10 protein-coding genes are annotated in these 4,124 nt (G+C 40.5%); all 10 read right to left on the bottom strand.

From position 1 onward, the window contains the following. Window positions 1–174: 174 nt before the first annotated feature. Window positions 175–1,137 (bottom strand): peptidoglycan-binding domain-containing protein, encoded by a 963-nt coding sequence (locus ACQRBH_RS17075; RefSeq protein WP_427762651.1) that lies wholly within the window; start codon window positions 1,135–1,137, stop codon window positions 175–177. A 61-nt stretch (window positions 1,138–1,198) separates the two neighbouring features. Beyond that, complete coding sequence (locus ACQRBH_RS17070) at window positions 1,199–1,387, bottom strand: helix-turn-helix domain-containing protein (protein ID WP_427762650.1); 189 nt, start codon at window positions 1,385–1,387, stop codon at window positions 1,199–1,201. Continuing rightward, on the bottom strand, window positions 1,384–1,878 hold the full coding sequence (locus ACQRBH_RS17065) for a hypothetical protein (protein ID WP_427762649.1): 495 nt from the start codon (window positions 1,876–1,878) through the stop codon (window positions 1,384–1,386). Before ACQRBH_RS17065 ends, ACQRBH_RS17070 begins: the two co-directional genes overlap by 4 nt. Before the next feature lies 1 nt (window position 1,879). After that, the gene (locus ACQRBH_RS17060; protein ID WP_427762647.1) at window positions 1,880–2,110 is read right to left on the bottom strand and encodes a hypothetical protein; all 231 of its coding nucleotides are present in this window, start codon (window positions 2,108–2,110) and stop codon (window positions 1,880–1,882) included. 20 nt (window positions 2,111–2,130) lie between these two features. After that, window positions 2,131–2,478 carry a hypothetical protein gene (locus ACQRBH_RS17055; protein WP_427762646.1) on the bottom strand — a complete coding sequence of 116 codons (348 nt, stop codon included), beginning with the start codon at window positions 2,476–2,478 and terminating at the stop codon, window positions 2,131–2,133. A gap of 106 nt (window positions 2,479–2,584) precedes the next feature. After that, window positions 2,585–2,794 (bottom strand): holin, encoded by a 210-nt coding sequence (locus ACQRBH_RS17050; protein WP_427762644.1) that lies wholly within the window; start codon window positions 2,792–2,794, stop codon window positions 2,585–2,587. Further along, the gene (locus ACQRBH_RS17045) at window positions 2,791–3,015 is read right to left on the bottom strand and encodes a hypothetical protein (protein ID WP_427762652.1); all 225 of its coding nucleotides are present in this window, start codon (window positions 3,013–3,015) and stop codon (window positions 2,791–2,793) included. Before ACQRBH_RS17045 ends, ACQRBH_RS17050 begins: the two co-directional genes overlap by 4 nt. A gap of 204 nt (window positions 3,016–3,219) precedes the next feature. Next, window positions 3,220–3,363, bottom strand: a complete 144-nt coding sequence (locus tag ACQRBH_RS17040; protein ID WP_427762643.1) for a CD1375 family protein — start codon at window positions 3,361–3,363, stop codon at window positions 3,220–3,222. Between the two features lie 56 nt (window positions 3,364–3,419). Beyond that, a complete protein-coding gene (locus ACQRBH_RS17035; RefSeq protein ID WP_427762641.1) occupies window positions 3,420–3,797 on the bottom strand; it encodes a hypothetical protein in 378 nt (125 codons plus the stop codon). 12 nt (window positions 3,798–3,809) lie between these two features. Next, window positions 3,810–3,950 carry a hypothetical protein gene (locus ACQRBH_RS17030; protein WP_427762639.1) on the bottom strand — a complete coding sequence of 47 codons (141 nt, stop codon included), beginning with the start codon at window positions 3,948–3,950 and terminating at the stop codon, window positions 3,810–3,812. Between the last annotated feature and the right edge of the window lie 174 nt (window positions 3,951–4,124).

The raw sequence follows: 4,124 nt of genomic DNA, 5'->3' as shown, positions 1-4,124 counted from the left end.
TTTCAGAAACTTGTAAATATTTGTCGAACGCTTTACATTGCAATACTCGACACGCTATTATAATATAATAAGTGTCTAGCTAGACTTTGATCGGGTGAAGGCAACTATTATCAATCCTCATTTCTTTCGCATCTTATTAGGAAATAGGTGAGACGATAGTTGCCTTCTTGTAATTTATGCGATATACAATTTTTTATTATAATACCCTGCAATCCACCCCGAAGGAGTTAGCACCCATGTATCATTTCCGACATTCTGATATCCCAAACAGGTGATTCTTGTTCCCTTATCTAATGCGCCGTCCTGATCCGCATCATGTTTCTGTCCGTCCGTGGTTAATTCAGAATGTTTTTTCGCACGATAGCTTGTTCCCGGACCAGTGCGAACCATCATTTCTTCCTGTAGTGTATAGACCTTATTTCTCGCGTATACCATTTCGGTAGCATTTGCGACTTCGTTTAGCTTGCTCTTGCTGATCGGGCCATATTTGGCATCCGCTTCCAAACTATAGTCTGTCTGGAACTTTAATAAGGCTTTCTCCGTGTCGTCTCCAAACTCTCCGTCTGCTCCAGCTTGTCCGCAGCTATAACCGGCAGAGATTAGGAGACTTTGCATTTCTTTTACATCTTCTCCCTTATCGCCTTTCGAGAGATAATTTTTCGCTACAGGAATTACTTCTGTATTGCTTCCTGCGTATCTTAACACTGCATTCCATCCTTTTGAATAGAGATAATAGCTTCTTACGTATATTTCTCTTCCAGTCTGGTCTCCGGTTACTCCTCCGGTTACTTTTCCGATTTCATTAATACTTGCCTGTACAATCTGTCCATTCCCAATTGACATGGCTGTATGATGTTGGTGATTCAACAAAATATCTCCTGCTTGCAACCCGGATCCGGTCTGAAAGTTCACGGATGATGTCACATCTTTGAATCCCAATTTCGAGAAGATGTTATACATGTTTCCCGTATAGGTTGCCCCATAACTCTTAACTGGAACTCCCGAATTCTCCCAGGCACTTATTATCAACGATGAACAATCATAGTCTGGTCCCCAGCGTTTCGTCTGGTCATACCCATGACTGTTATCATTTGCAATATTTACTGCCCATGCTACTGCATTACCGATTGCTGACATAATCTTCTCCTTTCTGTGCGACGTCGCACATAAAAAAGAGAGCCGTTTCCAGCTCTCTAAATCATTGTTTTCCAGTTTCCTTATGTTCTTTTATCCAATTTAATTTTTCAACTATCAATATCTCTGCCCATTCCGGCGGATGATTCACACCATTGTCCCAGTTTTCTAGCGTTCTAATCGGTATTTTAAATTGTCGTGACATTTCTGCGCGAGACAAACCCGCTTCCATTCTTGCTTCTTTTATTGTCATACTGTTTTCTCCTGTTCTGTTGGAATTACTCTCCATCCTTTATACGTACTGCATGGATATTTTTTCCCTAATGCTGCCCTTTTTGCTCCAGATAAACCCGCTCTCACATTATTATATTCCCTGCTGTCAGGTTCGCATCCGAACAATTCTAAACCATTTTCTCTCAGCCAATAATTCAGCGAATGAAAATGATAATGTTTTCCATTCGGTGATACTAAATGCCAATCAATAGCATTTACATTCGTTTCGAACCTTCCAGAATTTGTACTTTTTAGTGCCGCCTGCGTACCCGCTTTTTGCAATTCGCGCATATCTCTTTTTTTGGCTTTCTCCGAAATCTTCTTTCTGGATTCGTCAGAAAAAACTCTTCCTTTTCGCGTTTTTGAAGCATGTATCTTCTGGCACTCTTTCGAGCAGGTAATTTTCTTTGATGATGGAGGTGCATAGAACGCTTTTCCACATTCTACGCACGTTTTTATATTCTTCTCCATGTTAAAACTCGAAATATTCCGGTTCTCCGGATTTTTCAATCCCTCCAAACTCATCCGGCACAAGCTCATACACTCTAAACAGTGCGCTTTCAAGACCGTCTGTGCAAGCCGCTTCTTTCGCTGCTTCTTCTGCGCTTTCGGCTTCCATTTCGTCCAGTCCGTTGATTGTCTGCCACTCATCTACGCTAACAAAACTATCTGCAAATCCAAATTCTACTAAATATTTTTTCATTTCTATTCCTCCATTTATTGCTATGCTAATGTTGCATATTTTTCACGAACATATTCTTCTGTCTGATTATCAAAATAACCATATCTTGTTTTACTGTAATGTTTGCTGTTATCTCTTGTTTCGATAATAGAAAAATATGTTCTTGATTTTCCATAATTTTCCCAGTCGCTTACAACTGCTTCGTAGTGAAAACCATTGTCATAGCTGTTTTTCTCTTCAACAATTGCTTCTAATTTATTAATCAATTGTTCTTTTATGCTCTTTGCTTCTTTCCATGCTTTTTTGAGCGCTTCGGAGATACCAAATCCGAATGTCTTAATCAATTCCCATGCTCTTTTCATAATTTTTGATAAGTTGTATTTTTTCATCTTTGTTATCTCCCTTCCTTTATTGTAATTGTATTATACCACCAATTCGGTGGTATGTCAACACTTTAATGGAGGTTTTTAAAAATATTTAAAAAAGAGGGCGATGTTACTCGCCCTCTGAATCATTACACTCTGGTAATCCTGCCACACTGGTTAACAACGAAAGAATTCCTGCCAAAACTGATGCGGATATTACCAGCTTCGCATCCACCTGACCTAATGCCGTTGCGGTTCCAATCGTGGCCACCGCTGTCTGAGCTACTGTCTTTACAGCTCTTACTCCTGCACACTTCGCCCATTTTTTCCAATCTTTCATACTGATTCTACCTTCCTTTCCAAATCTTCAATCCTGTGATTTGCCACCTTGATCTGCTCTTCTTGAACTGCAGAAGCCTCCTCCAAACGATATGTACGCTCTATTACATTATTATGCTTATCTACTCTTTTCGTGAGTTCAGTGAGCTTGTAATCTATTAATGCGACCGTCTTATCGTTCTGTTCTTCTGATCTGCGCTGCTGAAAATAGTTGTTGATCATACATACAACGATTGCAACTGCTCCTGTGATAATCGCTTCAATCACATTTCAATACCTCGATTCTTTAATTTTCTGCATAAAAATAAGACCTCTACGGTCTCGCTCTGATTTCCATATGATCCTCCTAATTATCGTCCGTTTCTGCCAGGTAGCAAAATACCACTCCGGCTGCAAATCCTACTACCATTCCAACCATGAAATACATTATTCTGCTCCTTCTTCAGATGCCAGCTCTTCCATACCGGAATCAATCAGGATCTCTTTTACCTTGTCTTTCAATAGCCTCGGCGCCTGCGCATAAGTCTTCTTTCCTAACATAATCTGCTGTGCCCATAACATTGCCATCATTTCTTTACCTTCCTTTCTTGTGAAAAATAGTATAATACAAGTTAATATTGTTACCATTACTGATACACCAACTCGGACATTTCAAGCACGCATTCCTGCAGCATATTATTCTGTTCTTTTAATTCTGCAATTTCCTTCTGTGCTTTTTCTAATAGTTCCGCCGGAGTTTCTCCCGCCTTGTACAGGAATGGCTCTAAGATTCCCGCATTGTACAAGGTAATCCCTTCGAACTGCGTATAGTTCTCATATACATTAAGATTCTGTCCGCGTTCCTGGATTGTGATTTTTTTCGTCTTTGTGGCATCTTCAAATATCGCTCTTAATTTTTCTTGCGTTGCCACTGCAGATATCACCTTAATACGAAGAGCCCCATCTCCAGCTAGGTAAGCCTGCTGAATCTGGAGCTCTGTTCCATCATTGAATATCGCTTTCATCTTTTCTCCTCTCTATTGATATACCTGTTCGCTCATCTCTAAAATACACTGCGTCAGCATGTCATTCTGTTCCTCCAAACTAGCAATCCGTTCCTCTTGTGTAGGCTCTGCTACTAGCTCAGGGTCGTCTACCAGACTCCATACCTGTTTCACTGTACCATCTATGTATTCCAAACTGCTTTCGTAATGCTGTCCGGTCGGAGGTTCTGGCCGGATACAATAAACTTAAGTTCTCGCATATCTCTCCTTTCCTGTGCGACATCGCACAAAAATAAGAGCCGGTTGGCTCCTGGTTTACGGGTTGCATATTAATTTCTGTTACTGCGC

This window comes from Bariatricus sp. SGI.161, assembly GCF_050313695.1.
In the GTDB taxonomy this organism is placed as follows: domain Bacteria; phylum Bacillota; class Clostridia; order Lachnospirales; family Lachnospiraceae; genus JAFBIX01.
Note: the sequence above shows the minus strand (reverse complement) of the source record. Positions and strands in the feature narration are given on the sequence as shown.

Excerpts from the sequence above, each read along its gene's own strand:
- ACQRBH_RS17060 (WP_427762647.1), bottom strand. The coding sequence starts at position 2,110 with ATGAAAAAATATTTAGTAGAATTTGGATTTGCAGATAGTTTTGTTAGC.
- ACQRBH_RS17065 (WP_427762649.1), bottom strand. The coding sequence starts at position 1,878 with ATGGAGAAGAATATAAAAACGTGCGTAGAATGTGGAAAAGCGTTCTAT.
- ACQRBH_RS17070 (WP_427762650.1), bottom strand. The coding sequence starts at position 1,387 with ATGACAATAAAAGAAGCAAGAATGGAAGCGGGTTTGTCTCGCGCAGAA.
- ACQRBH_RS17050 (WP_427762644.1), bottom strand. The coding sequence starts at position 2,794 with ATGAAAGATTGGAAAAAATGGGCGAAGTGTGCAGGAGTAAGAGCTGTA.
- ACQRBH_RS17045 (WP_427762652.1), bottom strand. The coding sequence starts at position 3,015 with ATGATCAACAACTATTTTCAGCAGCGCAGATCAGAAGAACAGAACGAT.
- ACQRBH_RS17075 (WP_427762651.1), bottom strand. The coding sequence starts at position 1,137 with ATGTCAGCAATCGGTAATGCAGTAGCATGGGCAGTAAATATTGCAAAT.
- ACQRBH_RS17035 (WP_427762641.1), bottom strand. The coding sequence starts at position 3,797 with ATGAAAGCGATATTCAATGATGGAACAGAGCTCCAGATTCAGCAGGCT.
- ACQRBH_RS17055 (WP_427762646.1), bottom strand. The coding sequence starts at position 2,478 with ATGAAAAAATACAACTTATCAAAAATTATGAAAAGAGCATGGGAATTG.
- ACQRBH_RS17040 (WP_427762643.1), bottom strand. The coding sequence starts at position 3,363 with ATGATGGCAATGTTATGGGCACAGCAGATTATGTTAGGAAAGAAGACT.